Raw genomic sequence first — 17192 nt, forward strand, 5'->3', positions numbered from 1 at the left:
TTAACCAGCCCTAGGAAAGTGAAACCAAGCCGTGATAGCTCAAGCGCTATCACGGCTTTTCAGTATATCAACAATGAAAACTGTCCCACATAAGCCTTTAACAAACGAGTGACGAACAAGGTTATCCGCATACATTTACTCGCATAGCCTTGTAGCTCGCCTCGTTTATGACCGTTACGTTAAGATTACGCAAATTTTTTCAAATCCCACGGACATCACTTGAAATACAGAGATATGCGTGCGATTGTATTTTAACTCACCCTAACAACTGTATGATTATGAAGACAACCCAAAGCATTGCCCTACTCTCAGCTATCGTTGCTGCACCTTCAGTATTAGCTGACGTTGAAATCCAAGTTCCATCCAGTGTTGATATTCTTGCGGTTAACGAAGCTAAGCCTGACTTAGACGGCGGCTTATTCTCTTCTCATAAAACACTGACGTTACCAGATGGCCAAAACCAAATCGTATTCCAATATCAACTTGCATTTGATAAAGGTAACGATCGTGAATTCGTAGACAGCGACGCTGTTATCGCAACATTCGATGCGACTGATACCACACTGACTTTCGACCTGCCAAAATACCGCAACACAGCAGAAGCAAAATCTGGGTTTAAAAACTTAGAGTGGAGCCTTGTTGACGAGAACCAGAATGAAATCAGCGTTAAGCAAGACAAGCTAGTTAAAGACGGTATGCAAATTGGACGTAAATACCCTCAAGAAGCAAAAGAATACAACCAGCAAGGCGGCATTGCTGCACTAGCTATAGGTACAACAGCAGGCGCAACAGCGGCGGTTGTTCAACCTGTAACACTTCCAGCAAAAATTGATGGAAATGCGGCTAACACAGCTGAAGAAATGTTGTATTTTTGGTACGAAAAAGCCGATGCTGAAACGAAGCAGAAATTCAAAGATTACGTGAACAAGTAGATTCGATTACGAACAAGTCTATAAAATATCTCGTTCAAACCAAAGAAGCTGGCACACTGCCAGCTTCTTTGATTTCATCTAAATAGGACGTTATAGGTCTAACAATCAACGATAATCAGGTCTAATCCTCGACATCAACAACATATCAATGTATTTCCCGCCTTTGAATGTACTCAGCCTTTTAGTGCCTTCTAACTGAAAACCTACTCGTTCATACAAAGCAATGGCAGCGTTGTTATCGGCATGAACCTCTAGCTCCAGACGGACCAGATTAAGCCAATTATCAGTCTGATTAATCGCTTCTTTCATTAATGCCTTCCCAACCCCTTTGCCGTGTGCATCAGGGTGAATCGCAATCCCTAAGCCAGCACTATGTCGGTCTCTCACCTTAGTCGTCATGAATAAGGTAATGTGCCCAACGACTTTACCTGACACTTCTGCGACTAAAGTGAAATGGTCTGAATGACCAAACAATCGCTCCACTTGATCAGAGCTAAGGAAAGGTTTTTGTGAGGTATTTTCTGATACTGATGAATGACGATAAATATCAAAAATGTCTTGGTTGTCTGTGGTTTCAAGATGTCTAATTTGTATTTCCAAAGTGATTCCTTACTGTCTATTTCTATCCTTAAGCTAATTTTCATATTACGGATAGCAACGAGTAGCTACAACCGTAAGTGACAGAAATAATTGAATAATCGTCATAGCCCATAAACAGTCGCCACAGCCCATAAATATAAAACTCAAATACTAAAAATGCACCATTGAAGGCCCTCACTCGCCTGTTCATAGAGTAAAGTTCGCTCTCGAAGCAAATAGCTCAAAGGTATAATAATACCAATCGTAGTAAATAACTGTTCACCCTAGCTTGTTAAAAATATCGATAACGTCGTTAGGTTTTTTGATTGTAGAATAACTACTTATCGAAACTATTTATTGAAAAGAGCAGCCTTGTTCTCAAGCTTTTTTCCTGCGCTATTTTTGATCACTTATTTACTGTGATTGGTATAAATTGATCCATCGCTTTGAGCCTTTCGTAATACCTGACGAAAATAACGGACAAACTCAAAGGATTCCAACATGATTAATAAAATTAGCAAGTCTCTATCTCTTCTTGTCGCTGCACTTTTTTTTAGTGCATTCGCTAACGCCAATCATCATGAGATGAAAAAAGATATCGTCGATGTCGCAGTAGGAAATGGCTCTTTCAATACACTTGTAGCTGCTGTTAAAGCGGGTGGACTTGTAGATACTTTGAAAGGAGAAGGACCTTTTACCGTTTTCGCACCAACCGATGAAGCATTTGCCAAGTTGCCAGATGGTACTGTCGATATGCTTTTGAAACCGGAAAACAAAGACAAATTAGTCGCAGTGCTAACTTATCATGTAGTCGCAGGGAAAGTGATGGCGGCAGACGTTATGAAAATAGACAAAGCGACAACAATCCAAGGTCAAAACGTGATGATAAGCGTAAGCGATGGCACGGTTATGGTTAACAATGCAAAAGTGATTGCGGCTGATGTGGAAGCAAGCAATGGTGTAATCCACGTAATTGATACGGTCTTGCTCCCGAAATAATCAAATAGAAAGAAAGTCTCAGGCAAACCAAACTCTTTGAGGGTGTGACAATTCACACCCTTTTTAACCTACTGGGCTAAGCGTTGAGCATATCCAATTTTACCTACACTAGACATAACGTTAATGGCTACTTAGTGGTTTTCTCCATCACGTAATTAGTCAGCTTAACGCCACGTATTTCGACTTCTTGTTCATTCACTAACTTAAAGCCAAGGTGCTCATAGAAAGGCCTAGCGGTAATACTCACCTCAGAGAAGTATCTCGATACACCACGAAATCGACCAATCTCGAATACATGCTCCATCAAAGCTCGCCCTACACCTTTACCTTGATATTCATGATGACAAAAGAAGTGATCTATCAACCCATTCGGTTGCAAATCAGTATAGCCAACAATGTGGCCATCCAACTCCGCTACAAAAGGTTGGATACGATGCAGACACTTTTCCCACACCTCGGAGTCAAAGTCACTTGGAGCCCAAGCCTCAACTTGTTCTTGAGAATAGTCACGAACGTTAATATTTCGAACAGTATGGAAATAGATCTCCCATAATGCTTTGGCATCACTAACTTGGTAATTTCGAATTCTAACCACGACACAGTCCTTTCATGTATTGCTGATTACCTATTCACTACTTGATAGCAATACTAACGATAAAACACAGCTAGCCAAATAGTCACAACGTCTCTATCCGTACCTACAACCTTGTGCTTCTCTCTCGCGGCAATATTGATGTAATCCCCTTTAGACAAGGTAACGACACGTCCGTCTTCGAACTCAATAACACCTTGCCCCTCTAGCACCATAACCCATTCGTTTTCATCTTGGTCATACCAACCTTGTTCTGGAGAACGGTGCCCATGAGATATTATTCTTTCAATCCGCACATTCTCAGTAGTAATGATGTCGTTGAAGATTTCGTCGGGTATTGACGAAGGCACATCCGAGTAGATATTTGACATCGCTCTCTCCTAATCCTTGTTAGATGAATATGGTGCAGTGTTTTATCGTTTTATCTAAAGCCTAGCTTCCTGAGTTCCTAAGCTCCTGAGCTATAAGCCCTAAGCCACAGCACTTTTTCTGAAATAGAAACGATAATAGCCAACCAAGTTACTGCAGATAAATAGCGCTTCCATCAGTACAGCAGTTGGAGAACCAACTAAGTAATTGTGAACCAACCAAAAGCTAGTTCCGATAATCATCAACTCTCTTAATCGACGGTCATCTTTATTGAAGGCTGCAAAGGTTTGAAATACGGAAGCAAAGCAACTCAATATGCTAGTGAGCCCCGAGTAAGTCACAACCGTTGCGACTACTGACATGGAACTGAACAAATATTTAAATTTGGGTGACGTAGAAAACACGCTCGTCAAATATCGAATGGTCGCGATGATCATCAAACTTGCCGCCGTCCATTGTTCGAGCAAAATGAAATGACTAGAAATAAGAACGCCTGCAAAAAACAAGCATGTGACGATTTTCTTCCTCTCTTTAAATTGAAAAGACAGAAGATCGAAACAAATAGCAATTGCGACTAATACCTGAGAAAGATAAAAAGCTGACACGATTATTCCTTAAGTAGTGACCTAGCAGATTTAAATTATGACGTTGCTGTTTTATGAATGATATTGAAGTTTAGACTTTTAAAGTACCACTGATTACGGTGGTTGCAGACCCCATCAGTTTTATACGACCATTCGGTAATAGCTCTGTCGATACATACCCACCGCGGCGCGACGCTTGGTAAGCATTGAAATGCGCTTTGTTTAGTTTCTCGGACCAGTATTGTGTGAGAGCGCAATGCGCTGAACCCGTAACGGGATCTTCGTTAACACCCACCCACGGCGCAAAATAGCGCGAAACAAAATCAAGCTCAGAGTTCAACGACAATGCTGTCACAACAACGCCTCGACCTTTAATACGCTTTAGAGCATCAAAGTTTGGTGATAAATCTAATAAAACTTGTTCGCTGACAACCTCAATAAACTGCTTGGTATCGAACTCACTGTATGACACGACTTGGGCTTCACACAGCCCTAAATATTCAAGCAAATCTTTATTAGCATCCAATCCAAGATCAAGCACAGTACTTGGGAAGTCAAGCTCGATTGTGGAGTCACAAACTGTGGCAGATAGCTCCCCTGAAAGCGTATCAAACGTCACAACCTCACCCACATTGACTAACCCTCTTTCCTTCATCACATGCGCTGTTGCCAACGTACCGTGACCGCATAATTTGACTTCAACTTCTGGTGTGAACCATTTCAACGTCATCGTATTGAGGGCTAAGAATGCCGTTTCTGATACTGCCATCTCTTCAGCAATCGAATACATCAACGACTCTTCTAAAGGTTCTTGTGAAATACAAACCCCTGCAGGGTTTCCTTTAAAAGCTTGAGTTGTGAACGAATCCACTTGATATATCTCTAAATTCACAATGGCTCCTAGCGCTGATATTGAATAGACATTGCAGCCTACAATAAGCACAAACACCCCGTGCTACAAGTGTTCAACAGCAACATTATTAATACTTATTTAAGAACTAAGGAATGATAAACAAGCAGTTATGGAAAGAATTGGTGGATTAAGCTGAGGGTTTTACATCGGGCAGATAAGAGATAAAACGTATCAGCCCTGGTAGGAAACAAGCACACATTCGCGGCACATAGGCATTGTATCGTGCCACAAACGTGAGGTTACTCAGCAATGGTAACTTTATTGAATCTACTGACGTACCAGAGCAGATTTCACAATGGTCAAGCCAAGCAGACCCAACATAACTCCTGTCACTTTATCAATATAGTAAGCAACACGTGTAAACTCTCGTCGAACTTTAGGTGCAGATAAAAGGAAGATAATCGCGGCATCCCACACAAACACAACCACTGTCATCCAAATGCCTAACCCTAATTTAAACATGAAACCCACCTCATTATTCAGTACAACCGTGAATAAGCTCAAATAGAACAAAAGGTTTTTAGGATTAAGGATTCCCGATAGAAAACCCGTAACAAATTCTTTAAGAAAAGTGGTTTGAATGGAGACACCTTCTTCGACAACATCGATATTACTGTAATTACATTTTTTCGCTCTTATCGCTTGAACTGCAAGGTACACCAGAAACAAACCGCCAATAATTTTTAAAGCGATCATCACTGAAACCGAAGCTGCCAAAATAGAACCGACCCCAATAAGACACAAACCAATATAGACTGCATTGGCACTGGCAATACCGAATGCAACGCCGAGTGCTTTTCTACCCTTATTTTTAACAGCACTCTTTACCACAATCACAAAATCTGGTCCGGGGCTCAATAGCGCCAAAAAGTGAGCAATCGCCACGGTAACAAAAATCCCAACTAAACCTGCATCCATAAACCAACCTCCTGTCGTTCAATTAATGCCCCACTATTGCATAACTAACGAAAAAATGCTCAAGTAGATGAATATATATTTACTAATAACCTAATAATCAAACAAATCCCGTGTTTTCGTCGTGCCAAATCGGAAGTAGATGAGTCATTCGTGCACTTCTTCAGGCGTTCGTCGGTCAAAGGTTGATATCCCCTTGATTTAACATAATGATTTTGTGCTCAAAGCTTACTTTTAGTTCCAATTAGGTCATAGGATTTTCACACCTAAATGCATTGCGTTAGGTTGAACTGAAATTAGAGACCTAAATTTGAGCTATGTCGCAAAATTTGGGCTACGATTTAGTTAAGCAAAGTAGGAAAGGAATCCGTCAGTGAAAGCATTTTATGTTTCTGTTCTTGCGTCATCATCCTTTTTAACTGGCACAGCGTTTAGCCAACAAAATGATATTTATCTCTACAATTGGGATGAATTTCTATCCAATAGCGTCGTGACCCAACTAGGTGACACGTACGGCATTTCTTTGAAACAACAGTTTTTTTCTGATGAGTCGATCAGAGATGAAGTGCTATTGAGCGAACGTCGTGGCGCATTTGAGCTAGTCATTATAGAAAGTGTAAAGCTCAATGCGTTAGCCAAGCAGAACCTGTTTCATAATCTCAGTGAGTTACAACAATCCATTGCTGGTAACATAGATTCACGGTGGGTTGAAGGATGTGGCGAGTATGGCATTCCCTACGCTTGGGGGACTGCGGGAATCTTATATCGCAGTGACAAAGTAAACACTCCCACCTCTTGGAACGCTATTCTCGAACCAGACACCAACGGCAGTGGCCGCATAAGTATGTATTACGAACCTACGGATTTGGTGAGTACTGCACTGTTAGCAAATCAATTTGATCCATTCACCAATAATGAGCAGGAACTTCGCGTTGCCTATAAAACCCTGCAAGCTCAAAAGCCACACCTAGAAAGCAACGAATACGTCATCGACTATATTCGCCAACCCGAACGTCTTGCTAACATCGACCTTGCCTACGGTTATTCTGGTGACAGTTATGTACTCAATGATTTGGAGCCTGATGCCTCTTGGTCCTACGCTGTGCCTCAAGAAGGCACAACGTTATGGTTAGAGTGCATTGCTGCAATTAACAACGGAGAGTTGTCTGCACAAGCAACAACGATTCTATCATTCTTGTCGCAACCCGAGATCGCCGCTCAAAACGCAATGGATTCATGGTTTGCAACTCCAAGCTCAAAAGCAAAAGCCTTAACAACGCAAGAGTACCAAAATGATCCGGAGCTTTTCCCTAGCAAAGAGGTTTTAGAACGCAGCTATCTGTATCAGCAACTCGAACCCAATAGCATTCAAATTCGTAACCGCATTGTCGACAGTTTGAGATAATTAATGCCAGTATTAAAGAAGCTCTACTTTGTGCTCATTCCTACTTTATTGTTCGTATTTGCAATAGGCGGAATGGTTACTTACAACTTAGCCTCCAACCATGCGAAACACATGTACTTAGACGAGGTGCAATCCGACGTAAACACAGCGCTAGTGGCCGCTGAGTACGAGCAACTTGGTTTATCTTTGCTTGTAAAAGATATTGGTTCATCGCTACAGTTCTTGCGATATATTCAAAACCCTAGTGACTACACAACCTTGTCCCTGCTGGAAAAAAGAGTGCTTCGCGTCTTAAACCAAAGTCACGTTAATCAGTTTGGTCAACGTAACATCTATATCGTTGACCCTAAGTTCCAGTTAACGCTATCTACGTTACGAGCAGACCCTTTCGAAGGGTTAAAAATCCCCGATAACATCTATGAAAAAATCTTCGATATCTATACCTCGTTAATCAATAAAAACGAGCTGTCTCATAAAGGCTTCTCATATATCTCTGTGAGTGGTGAACTTAGATACGCTTACGTTATTGCAATCGACCCTTACTTGCTCCCACAAGACAAACGCGCAAACGACAGCTTAAATCGATACATACTGATTGCAGATGGTCCATTAAAACAACTATCCAACTTACTAATAAAATACAACGATGATGACAATATGCAGCTTCTGATTGAGCCATCATCGAATACTGCACACATAGAGAATACGCAGTTTGTTATCAAATCGTTTGAACAAACCAAAGACAGAATCAAAGTTGAGATGAACAGCCGTCACTTCCTCGCTCAAGTTAATATTCGCGAAAAAAAATTCAATCAGGAAAAATCTATCATTGCTAAGCAGACCTTACTTGGCAGTTTGACGACACTATTCATTATTATGCTCATCGTACACATGGTGGTGCGCTACCAATTAGTACGTCCACTCAAAGAGCTACTACACGAGATATCGATTGGCGGACTTAAACTGAGGTATTTCAAACGTTCATCCGGGCACAGTGAAATTGATGGTTTGAAGAACGCTTACATTGATTCACTAACGGAATTGAAATTCGAAGCCGAATTCGATCAATTAACCAAATTAGCGAACCGACGCTCATTTATTCGACACCTCGATGTACGTATAAAAAGCTCAAGGAGCCCACACTGCTACTTGGTTTGCTGGGACATTATCGACTTTCGTAAAATCAATGATTTATACGGTGCAAAGGTGGGCGACAATGTACTCGTTAGTCTAGCCAAAACACTAAGAGAAACCCTGCAGAATCAACAATCCTCTTTCGGCTTTAGTTGCAGCGACTATTCAATCGCAAGGCTTGGAGGCAACCAATTCATTGCCATATTGGAAATGGGTGAACACCAATCAATAAACGAAGAAATTGAGAACATTAACAACACCCTAACGGGTACGACTTTCCTAGATTACTATGGGTTCAGGCTTTCAATTGCAACTGGTGTACTACCCGTCGATACTCCTAAGTTCGAGGAGATATGGCACCGATGTATTGATGAGATGTTGATTAATGCTAAGGATCACAGTGACGGAGATAGCCGGATTGTTTACGGCGAAGAACTACTTCATTCACTTGAAAGGCATGATGTTATCGAGAAAAGGCTATTAGAGTGCTGCGTGAGTGATAACTTTGAACTTCGCTTTATGCCTATTTTCAATGCTAAGACACTTCAGATTGACGGAGCAGAATGTCTGATTCGCTGCCCTGCTCTATTTGATATAAAGGCTGGGCCGGATGAGTTTATTCCAGCCGCTGAGAAAAGTAATTTAATATCCAAACTCGACATGTGGGTCATTAGTACCGCAATCAAAAGCTATAAAGAACTGTCGGAGATTCACCAATACAAAGGCACCTTGTCCATTAACATTTCGGCGATGGAGCTCTACAACCGTAACTTTGCCGATAATATTCGAAAGGTACTCGAACGTTATCAAGTTCCTCCGGGCAACATCATTATAGAAATTACCGAAACCAGTTACGTTAAAAGCAGCAAGCTTACCGTGCAGACCATTGAGAGCATCAGAAGCTTAGGTTTAAAAGTTTCCCTCGACGACTTCGGTACGGGTTACACGGCGTTTAACCAACTTCTTCACTACCCTGTCGATGAACTTAAAATAGATAAGAGCTTTATCGATAATATCGTCCACGACAAAGCTGACCGCAAGATGGTCGAGTCCATGGTTAACTTAGGGCACTCTTGTGACACCTTCGTTGTTGGCGAAGGTGTCGAATCTCTCGAACAGTATCATCACCTTCGAAAAGCCAACTGCGACCTAATACAGGGTTATTTTTTCAGCCAACCACTCACTTACATCGAGTTCATTGAATTTGTTCGCGACCACAATCCGCAAACTATTCTGGATCAGCAAGCCCTTTTAGAACCAGGTACTAACGAAAGGGTTGTGGCACTCAATCAGAAACAGTAGTCGTATTCCGAAAGCATGACTACTTAATAACCACGACCAAACCTTGTAGAAGCTTAGCCTTGCATCGAGGTCAACAGCTCCATCATGTCTTTAGAGCTTATGTTCTTCTTGTGCCTCACTACGGCGTCAATCATCAATTCTAAGTTACCTGCAGAGATGTAATCACTAAGCACATCGTTAAACTTGTCCTGAATTTCGTCACTCGCGTACAAATGATCAGGAATGAAGAATAAGAACTGGCTTCCACTGCTTCGGAATGAAATGGTGCTTTCAGGGATCTTGGTGGTCAAAGACTTAGCAGCCGAGCTCACCACAAGGTCCCCATATTCAAGGCCATATTTTTGATTAATCTCGGTAAGATTTCTGATTCGGACAAAATAGAGATCAAAGTTTTTGTCCTTCGAGTAGCTATTCTTAACAAATTTCATCAACGAAATTCGATTGCGAAATCCTGTAATAAAATCCGTAGAGTAGAGCTTTCTTTTAATAGAAAAATCCATATAAAAAATAATCCCAGTCAATAACAAGATGCCAACAAGAAAAACGCTACTGATCCGATGAACTGTCACTAAGTTATCAACCATAGAGGTGTTTTCTTCAATCACAGGGCTTTGTAATCGAAACTTGTCATTAATAAAATCGACGAGTGTGTGGTAGCAAATATCGACTTTTTTCTGCAGAGATTCCTTGGGCAACAACCCTTGACTGACCAGTTTAATTGAGGATTCCAAGCTCTTAAATTTATCAAATTCCGCACTAAAATAAGGTTTAAAGTTTGCTGACTTGATGAAATTGGAGGACTCAGTACTGTTAATTAATATGTCAAAACGGCTCCACGTAATATCGTACGCTAACCATAACTCATCATAATCAATAGTTTCAGAACGGCTTACCATCAAGAAATTGGCGTATTCTTTCACCAATTGAAAAACGAACCACGTTGCCTCATTTTGTCGGGTGGAAAAACTCTTATTGATATCGTTAATGCGGGTCACACTGTAGATATTAATGGTGAGTACCACTGCCGCTAAAGATAACACGACGACTTTAATTGCAGTCAATGACAACAGCTTTTTCATACTAAGTCCTTACAAATGAATATCGCGTATCTGCCAGATCATCTTGGCATGGAAGTCAGTGTTATCAATGTCTGGAGTCGAAGAAAGTGGATATATCAACCAGTACGGACCTTTTTCTCTGACTGACATAAATTGGCCATTTTGTTTAATCGCAATGATCGGCTGGTAGTCGTCAAAGTCTTCTTTGGGCACCGCTATTTTATAATCGTTTAGTGCAACAAAAGTTACCTGCGAGGCCATGGGTAAATCCATAGTTTCAAGCACCGTTTGTAAGGCCACACCACTATAAACCAATTCTCCATCCAGCCAAGGTAATGACGTGGTGATTTCTTTTTGAGGAAGCAATAACAGTTGTTCTCGACTGAATTGATGCTTTTGCCCTAAGTGATCGAATATTGTCAGTTCCGATGCTGCAAAAATAGAAAATGAACACAGTGAAAGGATAAACAGAAGTGCAGCTCTCATTTTAAACTCCATTTTAAAAGGTCACTAATTTGAGTCTAGTTCATATTAGTCATTTGACTTGCTTAGACATTGCCTATTTTCTCAATGATGCAGTTCGAACCTTTCTCAAATAATGTTTCATTCCTGTAACCAGGTGCGAACAACACCTTCTCCTTGTCTAAATAAGACTTTAATTAGCGTTCATACAAGTAATCCCTGCGTTTTAAAGGCAATGAGTAATCCAATCTTGCCACTGAATACGTACTGACTAACAAAATTGACAATAAATATGAGTCAGTAAGTAGCGAGAACGCTTATGCATGCATAACCTTTACACCAAGGTGAGTGTTTTCTGAGGGTCATCAAGCACTCGCTCTTTTCTTCAATAAGGGAATACGTAATGAGATTAAATAAGCAAAAGTTTAACCCCATAACCGCACTTTCCATTCTGCTAATGACGGCTGTCATGAATCCAGTTTACGCAGAATCCAACGACGAGCAGTTCGAGTTAGGAAAACAAAAAGCCAAGGTGTGTATGACCTGTCATGGCGTTGATGGTATCTCAACACAAGACCCTTACCCGAACCTTCGCGGTCAAAAGGTGGGATATCTCATTTCCTCGTTAAAAGACTATCAGACAAGGGAAAGAACCAGTGGTTTGGCAATTCTCATGCAGCAACAAGCCGACACACTTTCAGACCAAGACATCCGCGACATTTCCTATTTCTATTCGATGCTCGGCAACGATTCAAACTCACTCAACGAATCAAATTCAGTCAGCGAATAAAAGCTTTAGGCAAGGAGCCTTGTTATGGAACAAGTGACACCGCAATACAACATTAAGGTCGTTAAGTACTTCATCATCGCGTCTTTAGTGTGGGCAATCGTAGGTATGATCATCGGGGTGATTCTCGCCGCGCAATTGTATTGGCCAGTCTTAAACTTCGATTCTCAATATTTCCAGTTTGGTCGACTGCGCCCGCTACATACATCTGGGGTGATTTACGGGTTCGTCGTGAACATCTTGATGGGGACATCTTTGTACATTGCCCAGCGAACAGGCCATTGTGAGTTGTTCAATAAAAGCCTTTCATGGATGGTATTTTGGGGATGGCAATTTATTCTATTGCTTGCGATCATTTCCTTACCCGCAGGCCACACCAGCTCAAAAGAGTATGCGGAGCTTGAGTGGCCAATCGACTTGATGATTGTGTTGGTTTGGGTGCTGTATGCGGTGTTGTTCTTTGGCACCCTTGCTAAACGAAAGGTCAGCCATATCTTCGTGGCTAACTGGTTCTTTGCTGCTTTCATCATCGTCGTTGCAATGATTTTCATCGTGAACAACCTCGCGATGCCTGTGTTGGCGATGAAGTCCTACTCTGTGTTTGCAGGCGCTCAAGATGCGATTGTTCAATGGTGGTGGGGACATAATGCCGTCGGCTTCTTGCTGACCGCTGGTGTGATTGGTATGAATTACTATTTCATACCCAAAGCAGCGGACCGACCTATCTACTCGTACCGCTTGTCTGTGATCCATTTCTGGGGGTTGGTCGGCTTTTACACCTGGGCCGGAACGCACCACTTAGTCTACTCTTCCGTTCCCATCTGGATTCAGAACATCGGAATCGTGATGTCATTGATCCTGTGGCTCCCTTCTTGGGCCGGTGCGTTTAATAGCGCAATGACCCTCCTACAAAACAAAGAAAAGCTGAAGTCCGACTACATTCTTTTATTCTTTTTCTCAGCGATTCTTTACTACTGCTTGGCAACATTCGAAGGTCCGCTACTCGCTATTCGCTGGTTCAACATGGTGGCACACAACACCGAATGGATCATCGGGCACGTACATTCCGCGGCTCTCGGATGGGTTGGAATGTCAGGGATAGCGGTTTTTTACTATTTCATTCCACGCTTATGGGGCCAAACCGAACTATGGTCACGACGACTGATTAAATGGCACTTTTGGCTCGCTCATGCTGGCGTCGCCATCTATGCGATAGCACTTTGGATCGCAGGCATCGGCGAGGGATATATGTGGCTCGCTCAAAATGAAAATGGCGAACTGATTTACAGTTTTGTAGAGGCTATGGACTTTAAAGCACCTTGGCTATTCATGCGTTTCTTTGGTGGCGCGCTGTTTGTACTTGGATTGTTCTTATTGGCTTTCAACTTGTACAAAACCGTTCGTATGCCAGTAGTACATAACGCTAAACACTCCGTTAATGAGGGGGCTTAAATGATGAGTAAAGACTTTACACATTCAATCGTCATTTTAATTTTGACCACTGTTGTCGTGGCCTCCTTCTCTCTGTTGGTCTGGGTAGTGCCAAGCATTGTCCGTGGCGATGATATTGCCAAAGGCAGCTTAGCGATGCCACTCACACCGATAGAGTTAGCAGGACGAGACATCTACATCAGTGAAGGCTGTCATGTGTGCCATACACAAATGGTTCGCCCTCTAGAGCCTGAAGTGAAACGTAATGGTCGTCCCAACAAAGAAGCAGACGACATCTACGAATTTCCTAACTTGTGGGGTTCTAAGCGCACGGGTCCGGACCTCACTAATTTAGGGAGAAAGTATTCTGACCAGTGGCATGCTATTCACTTAATTGACCCTCGAAAAGTCGTACCGACATCGATCATGCCCGCCTACCCTTGGTTATTTGAACAGACTCTGTCAGGCGACGACATAAGCGACAAAATGGAAACCCTCCGCATACTTGGCGTTCCTTATACTGACCAAGAAATAGGTGACGCCAGATTACAAGTAAGAGGAAAAACCAAAGGTGAAGCTCTGATCCGCTATCTACAAAGCCTTGGTAAAGATACGTCACAGGAGGTATCACAATGAGTGCATTTTGGAATCTATGGGCGGTAATTTTAACCTTAATCTTCTTCGTTCTTATGGTGTCTGTTGTCGTTAAATATTGGCGTAGCAATCACCAAGCCGATCAAGACCACACCCTTGGCACTTTTGATGGGATTGAAGAAAAAGATGCGCCACCGCCAAAACTACTCTTTGTTAGCTATGCTATTGCCTTTCTATTGTCTGCTGGCTATTTGGTGCTCTACCCCGGGCTTGGTGAATGGGAAGGGTTAGTCGATTGGAAGCAAAGTGACGACAAACTCAGCTCACCCAGCACAACGTTAAACGAGCAATTCTCTCAAACAACGGAAACCACCCTCGAAGGATTGTCTGGCATACCCGAAATAGTAAACAGCGGACAAATCTTGTTCCAAACTCACTGCGCGGCTTGTCACCGCGACAACGCTCAAGGTCAGAAACACTTCCCTAACCTTATTGACCAAGAATGGCTATATGGTGGTAGTGATGAAGCGATCATTCATTCGATCGCCAAAGGGCGAAATGGCGCGATGCCGGGTTGGAGCGAGATAATGCGCCCCGATGAAGTGGCTAAGGTTTCTTACTACTTAGCTTCGCTCAATCAACGCCATACCGATGTTCCAGAGGTGAAAGTCAAAGTCGGCAAAGAGCTGTTTGCAAAATACTGTTCATCTTGTCACGCCGATGGTTCTATCGCGAATCCGGCGATCGGCGTCCCTGATCTTTCCGACGATATTTGGCTGCATGGCGGCAGTATTGAAGAAATTCAGCACACTATCAACAAAGGCTTGAACAACCTGATGCCTGCGTTTGATAAACAGCTTACGGAAAACGAGATACTCGCACTGGGTGCTTACATTCGACATGCGGGCTCAGAGCAGCAGCAAAGACTCGCGAACCTAGAAGCTCAGTCTGTTGAACGTGGTGAATACCTCGCTTATGCCGGTGACTGTGTCGCGTGTCATAGTGCCGAAGGTGGCGAACCTTTTGCTGGCGGCCTGCCGTTTGTGACCCCTTTCGGCACCGTATATTCAACCAATATTACACCCCATACAACGGAAGGTATTGGTACTTACGATTTTGATAATTTCCGAGCCGCGTTAGTTGCAGGCAAAGGTAAGAATGGTTACCTGTACCCTGCAATGCCTTACACCTCTTATCAATACCTCACCGACCAAGACATGCTCGACTTGTGGGAATACATGCAGTCAATCACCGCGGTGCCTCGCCGCAATGACGACAACAGCATGATGTTTCCCTCGAATATACGTCTAGGTCTGCTCGGGTGGAACATTGTGTTCATGGATACCGACCCGATTGACTATCAAGTGCCTGAAGAACTTAAATCGGAAGTCGAAAACGTTGAGAAATGGCAACAAGGGAAATATTGGGTTGCTGGTCTTGGACACTGCTCTGAGTGCCATACCCCTCGAAACATTGCTCAAGCTCTGATACCCGAACGTATTTTCCAAGGTAACTTGATTGACGGTTGGAATGCGCCCGATATCACGGCCAACGAGCTGTATGTCGATGGTTGGGATGAAGCGACACTGACCGATTTCTTACACACGGGTCACTCAGACAAAGGGACTGCTTTTGCGGGCATGGCAGACGTAGTAAAAAACAGCCTAAGCTTGATGACGCGTGAAGATATCGAGTCGATGTCCTATTACCTACTCAGTGGTGACATCAACAACACCATCAGCAGTGACGCCGTTCCGTTGCAGCCCAAAGGGTTTGATGAAGACTCTTACGCGACTGACATTTACACCACTTATCGCCAGACATGTGGAGCCTGTCATGGTGACGATGGTAAGGGACGTGACCCTATCGCCCCTACTCTGTTGAATAACGGCATCATCATGCACAGCGATCCATTCAACACCATCGCAGTAACCGTGCGTGGCCTACAACCCACCTATCTCGACAAAGACAGAAACTTCATGCCAATGGCAAGCTTTGAAGATGTGCTGTCGGATCAAAGGTTGGCTGAGTTGATCACTTTCGTGCGATTGCACCTTGGAGATAGAGAGGAACCAGTAACGGCAGAGCACGTTCGAGAGGTAAGAGAAACTCTTGAAGCTGCAGGTTACGCTGGAGGGTTACACACCACACCTGAAATGTACGAAAGTCGAGATAAGAACATTAACATTCGCTAGGTTCTGTACGTATTCAATTTACTCGGTAAGCAGCAACAATACGTTACTTCTATCACAGCTTAATCAATTAAAAGGAGACCAGCGTGTCTCCTTTTCTTTGTTATCAAGCTGACACTCTCAACGATTGAGACGACAACATAATCACATCCTGCCAATTACACAGCTATAACCAACTGATTACACAATTAAGCAGAGCTGCACACAATGCGATCAATCTCGCAGAACAAATACAGTACCAGGTGCATAATACGCAAAATTTTATAAAGGTGCAGCAGAGGACAGATATGGATACAACTACACTCATCTACGATACATTGGAAGGTCTGTCGAGCGCAAAGCCACAGCAACACGCTCAAATCCGCCAAAATCTATATAACCAATTAGATTTATCATTTGAGAAGCAGTTGGCTTTGTATTCATCAGTTCTTGGTCCAGCAAGTGCTGGTAGATTGACCGATTTGGATAGCGCAGTGATGTCTGCACGCAAGATTGTTGGCTTAGAAAACAGCTAAACAATCTTCAACCGCTCTCAACTTTAACGCTGCCACTGTGCAGCGTTTTTTATGGATGCCATTTACGATAAGTACCGTTGGTTACGATAAATGCAGTTAGTTAAGATAAGTTCAATAAGGTCTGTTTTTCAAGTTACACGCATTCTCATTTGGTTAATCTTATGTTCCATTTTTAACAGGTGTGCAACCTCCACAATGGCGCTAATGTTAGTAGCACGTTAACCACACATCGGATTGAAGAATCATGAGAGTACTTATTGAATATACACAAACAGGCAAATACCGAGATCATGCGTGGGAAGCACTAACTATTCGTTCCAAGGGCGAAGTTCAAGCTGTGACTCCCTCTTATGCGGCTCAACTTATCGAACAGGACCGCGCCAGCTTATCGACTACTGAAAATCAAGATATCGTCATCCAACCATAATG

18 protein-coding genes are annotated in these 17192 nt (G+C 42.7%); 10 read left to right on the forward strand and 8 right to left on the reverse strand.

Features of this window, described 5'->3' with window-relative positions:
• The first annotated feature begins 278 nt into the window (after nucleotides 1-278).
• Nucleotides 279-932: a DUF2057 family protein gene (locus AB4513_RS01515; RefSeq protein WP_032555007.1), complete on the forward strand. Its 654-nt coding sequence runs from the start codon at nucleotides 279-281 to the stop codon at nucleotides 930-932.
• 105 nt (nucleotides 933-1037) lie between these two features.
• Here the strand turns inward: AB4513_RS01515 and AB4513_RS01520 are convergent, their stop codons facing one another.
• Nucleotides 1038-1532 (reverse strand): GNAT family N-acetyltransferase, encoded by a 495-nt coding sequence (locus AB4513_RS01520; RefSeq protein WP_102257625.1) that lies wholly within the window; start codon nucleotides 1530-1532, stop codon nucleotides 1038-1040.
• A 480-nt stretch (nucleotides 1533-2012) separates the two neighbouring features.
• Between AB4513_RS01520 and AB4513_RS01525 the strand changes: the two genes are divergently transcribed.
• Entirely contained in the window at nucleotides 2013-2510 is a 498-nt protein-coding gene (locus AB4513_RS01525; RefSeq protein ID WP_009844953.1) for a fasciclin domain-containing protein, read from the forward strand.
• A gap of 127 nt (nucleotides 2511-2637) precedes the next feature.
• Here the strand turns inward: AB4513_RS01525 and AB4513_RS01530 are convergent, their stop codons facing one another.
• The 5 genes from AB4513_RS01530 to AB4513_RS01550 form a co-directional block, all read right to left on the reverse strand.
• Nucleotides 2638-3105, reverse strand: a complete 468-nt coding sequence (locus AB4513_RS01530; RefSeq protein WP_009844952.1) for a GNAT family N-acetyltransferase — start codon at nucleotides 3103-3105, stop codon at nucleotides 2638-2640.
• A 53-nt stretch (nucleotides 3106-3158) separates the two neighbouring features.
• Nucleotides 3159-3473, reverse strand: coding sequence for a cupin domain-containing protein (locus AB4513_RS01535; protein ID WP_009844951.1), 315 nt, complete (start codon nucleotides 3471-3473; stop codon nucleotides 3159-3161).
• A gap of 99 nt (nucleotides 3474-3572) precedes the next feature.
• Entirely contained in the window at nucleotides 3573-4076 is a 504-nt protein-coding gene (locus AB4513_RS01540; RefSeq protein WP_009844950.1) for a YgjV family protein, read from the reverse strand.
• A gap of 70 nt (nucleotides 4077-4146) precedes the next feature.
• Entirely contained in the window at nucleotides 4147-4947 is an 801-nt protein-coding gene (locus AB4513_RS01545) for a PhzF family phenazine biosynthesis protein (RefSeq protein ID WP_032555006.1), read from the reverse strand.
• Between the two features lie 288 nt (nucleotides 4948-5235).
• The gene (locus tag AB4513_RS01550) at nucleotides 5236-5886 is read right to left on the reverse strand and encodes a LysE family transporter (RefSeq protein WP_009844948.1); all 651 of its coding nucleotides are present in this window, start codon (nucleotides 5884-5886) and stop codon (nucleotides 5236-5238) included.
• A 370-nt stretch (nucleotides 5887-6256) separates the two neighbouring features.
• On the opposite strand from AB4513_RS01550, the gene AB4513_RS01555 reads away from it, so the two are divergent.
• Both AB4513_RS01555 and AB4513_RS01560 read left to right on the forward strand, forming a co-directional pair.
• On the forward strand, nucleotides 6257-7288 hold the full coding sequence (locus tag AB4513_RS01555; RefSeq protein WP_009844947.1) for a PotD/PotF family extracellular solute-binding protein: 1032 nt from the start codon (nucleotides 6257-6259) through the stop codon (nucleotides 7286-7288).
• 3 nt (nucleotides 7289-7291) lie between these two features.
• On the forward strand, nucleotides 7292-9724 hold the full coding sequence (locus AB4513_RS01560) for a bifunctional diguanylate cyclase/phosphodiesterase (RefSeq protein ID WP_102257624.1): 2433 nt from the start codon (nucleotides 7292-7294) through the stop codon (nucleotides 9722-9724).
• Nucleotides 9725-9777: 53 nt separating this feature from the next.
• Here AB4513_RS01560 and AB4513_RS01565 read toward each other — a convergent pair whose 3' ends face one another.
• Together AB4513_RS01565 and AB4513_RS01570 are read right to left on the reverse strand one after the other, a co-directional pair.
• On the reverse strand, nucleotides 9778-10803 hold the full coding sequence (locus AB4513_RS01565; RefSeq protein ID WP_004730440.1) for a diguanylate cyclase domain-containing protein: 1026 nt from the start codon (nucleotides 10801-10803) through the stop codon (nucleotides 9778-9780).
• A 9-nt stretch (nucleotides 10804-10812) separates the two neighbouring features.
• Nucleotides 10813-11280 (reverse strand): hypothetical protein, encoded by a 468-nt coding sequence (locus AB4513_RS01570; RefSeq protein ID WP_012600765.1) that lies wholly within the window; start codon nucleotides 11278-11280, stop codon nucleotides 10813-10815.
• Between the two features lie 367 nt (nucleotides 11281-11647).
• Here AB4513_RS01570 and AB4513_RS01575 point away from each other — a divergent pair, with 367 nt between their 5' ends.
• The 6 genes from AB4513_RS01575 (at nucleotide 11648) to AB4513_RS01600 (ending at nucleotide 17190) form a co-directional block, all read left to right on the forward strand.
• Complete coding sequence (locus AB4513_RS01575; protein ID WP_009844944.1) at nucleotides 11648-12034, forward strand: cytochrome c; 387 nt, start codon at nucleotides 11648-11650, stop codon at nucleotides 12032-12034.
• A gap of 24 nt (nucleotides 12035-12058) precedes the next feature.
• Nucleotides 12059-13483 (forward strand): cytochrome-c oxidase, cbb3-type subunit I, encoded by a 1425-nt coding sequence (ccoN, locus tag AB4513_RS01580; protein ID WP_009844943.1) that lies wholly within the window; start codon nucleotides 12059-12061, stop codon nucleotides 13481-13483.
• Entirely contained in the window at nucleotides 13484-14098 is a 615-nt protein-coding gene (locus AB4513_RS01585; RefSeq protein ID WP_009844942.1) for a cbb3-type cytochrome c oxidase subunit II, read from the forward strand. It abuts the gene before it with no gap.
• Entirely contained in the window at nucleotides 14095-16251 is a 2157-nt protein-coding gene (locus AB4513_RS01590; RefSeq protein ID WP_102257623.1) for a c-type cytochrome, read from the forward strand. The genes AB4513_RS01585 and AB4513_RS01590 overlap by 4 nt, the downstream gene beginning before the upstream one ends.
• A 284-nt stretch (nucleotides 16252-16535) precedes the next feature.
• The gene (locus AB4513_RS01595) at nucleotides 16536-16763 is read left to right on the forward strand and encodes a PAS factor family protein (protein ID WP_004730426.1); all 228 of its coding nucleotides are present in this window, start codon (nucleotides 16536-16538) and stop codon (nucleotides 16761-16763) included.
• Between the two features lie 244 nt (nucleotides 16764-17007).
• Complete coding sequence (locus AB4513_RS01600; RefSeq protein WP_102257622.1) at nucleotides 17008-17190, forward strand: hypothetical protein; 183 nt, start codon at nucleotides 17008-17010, stop codon at nucleotides 17188-17190.
• Nucleotides 17191-17192 lie beyond the last annotated feature (2 nt).

The sequence above is a fragment of the Vibrio sp. 10N.222.54.E6 genome (assembly GCF_041473955.1).
GTDB lineage: Bacteria > Pseudomonadota > Gammaproteobacteria > Enterobacterales > Vibrionaceae > Vibrio > Vibrio tasmaniensis_A.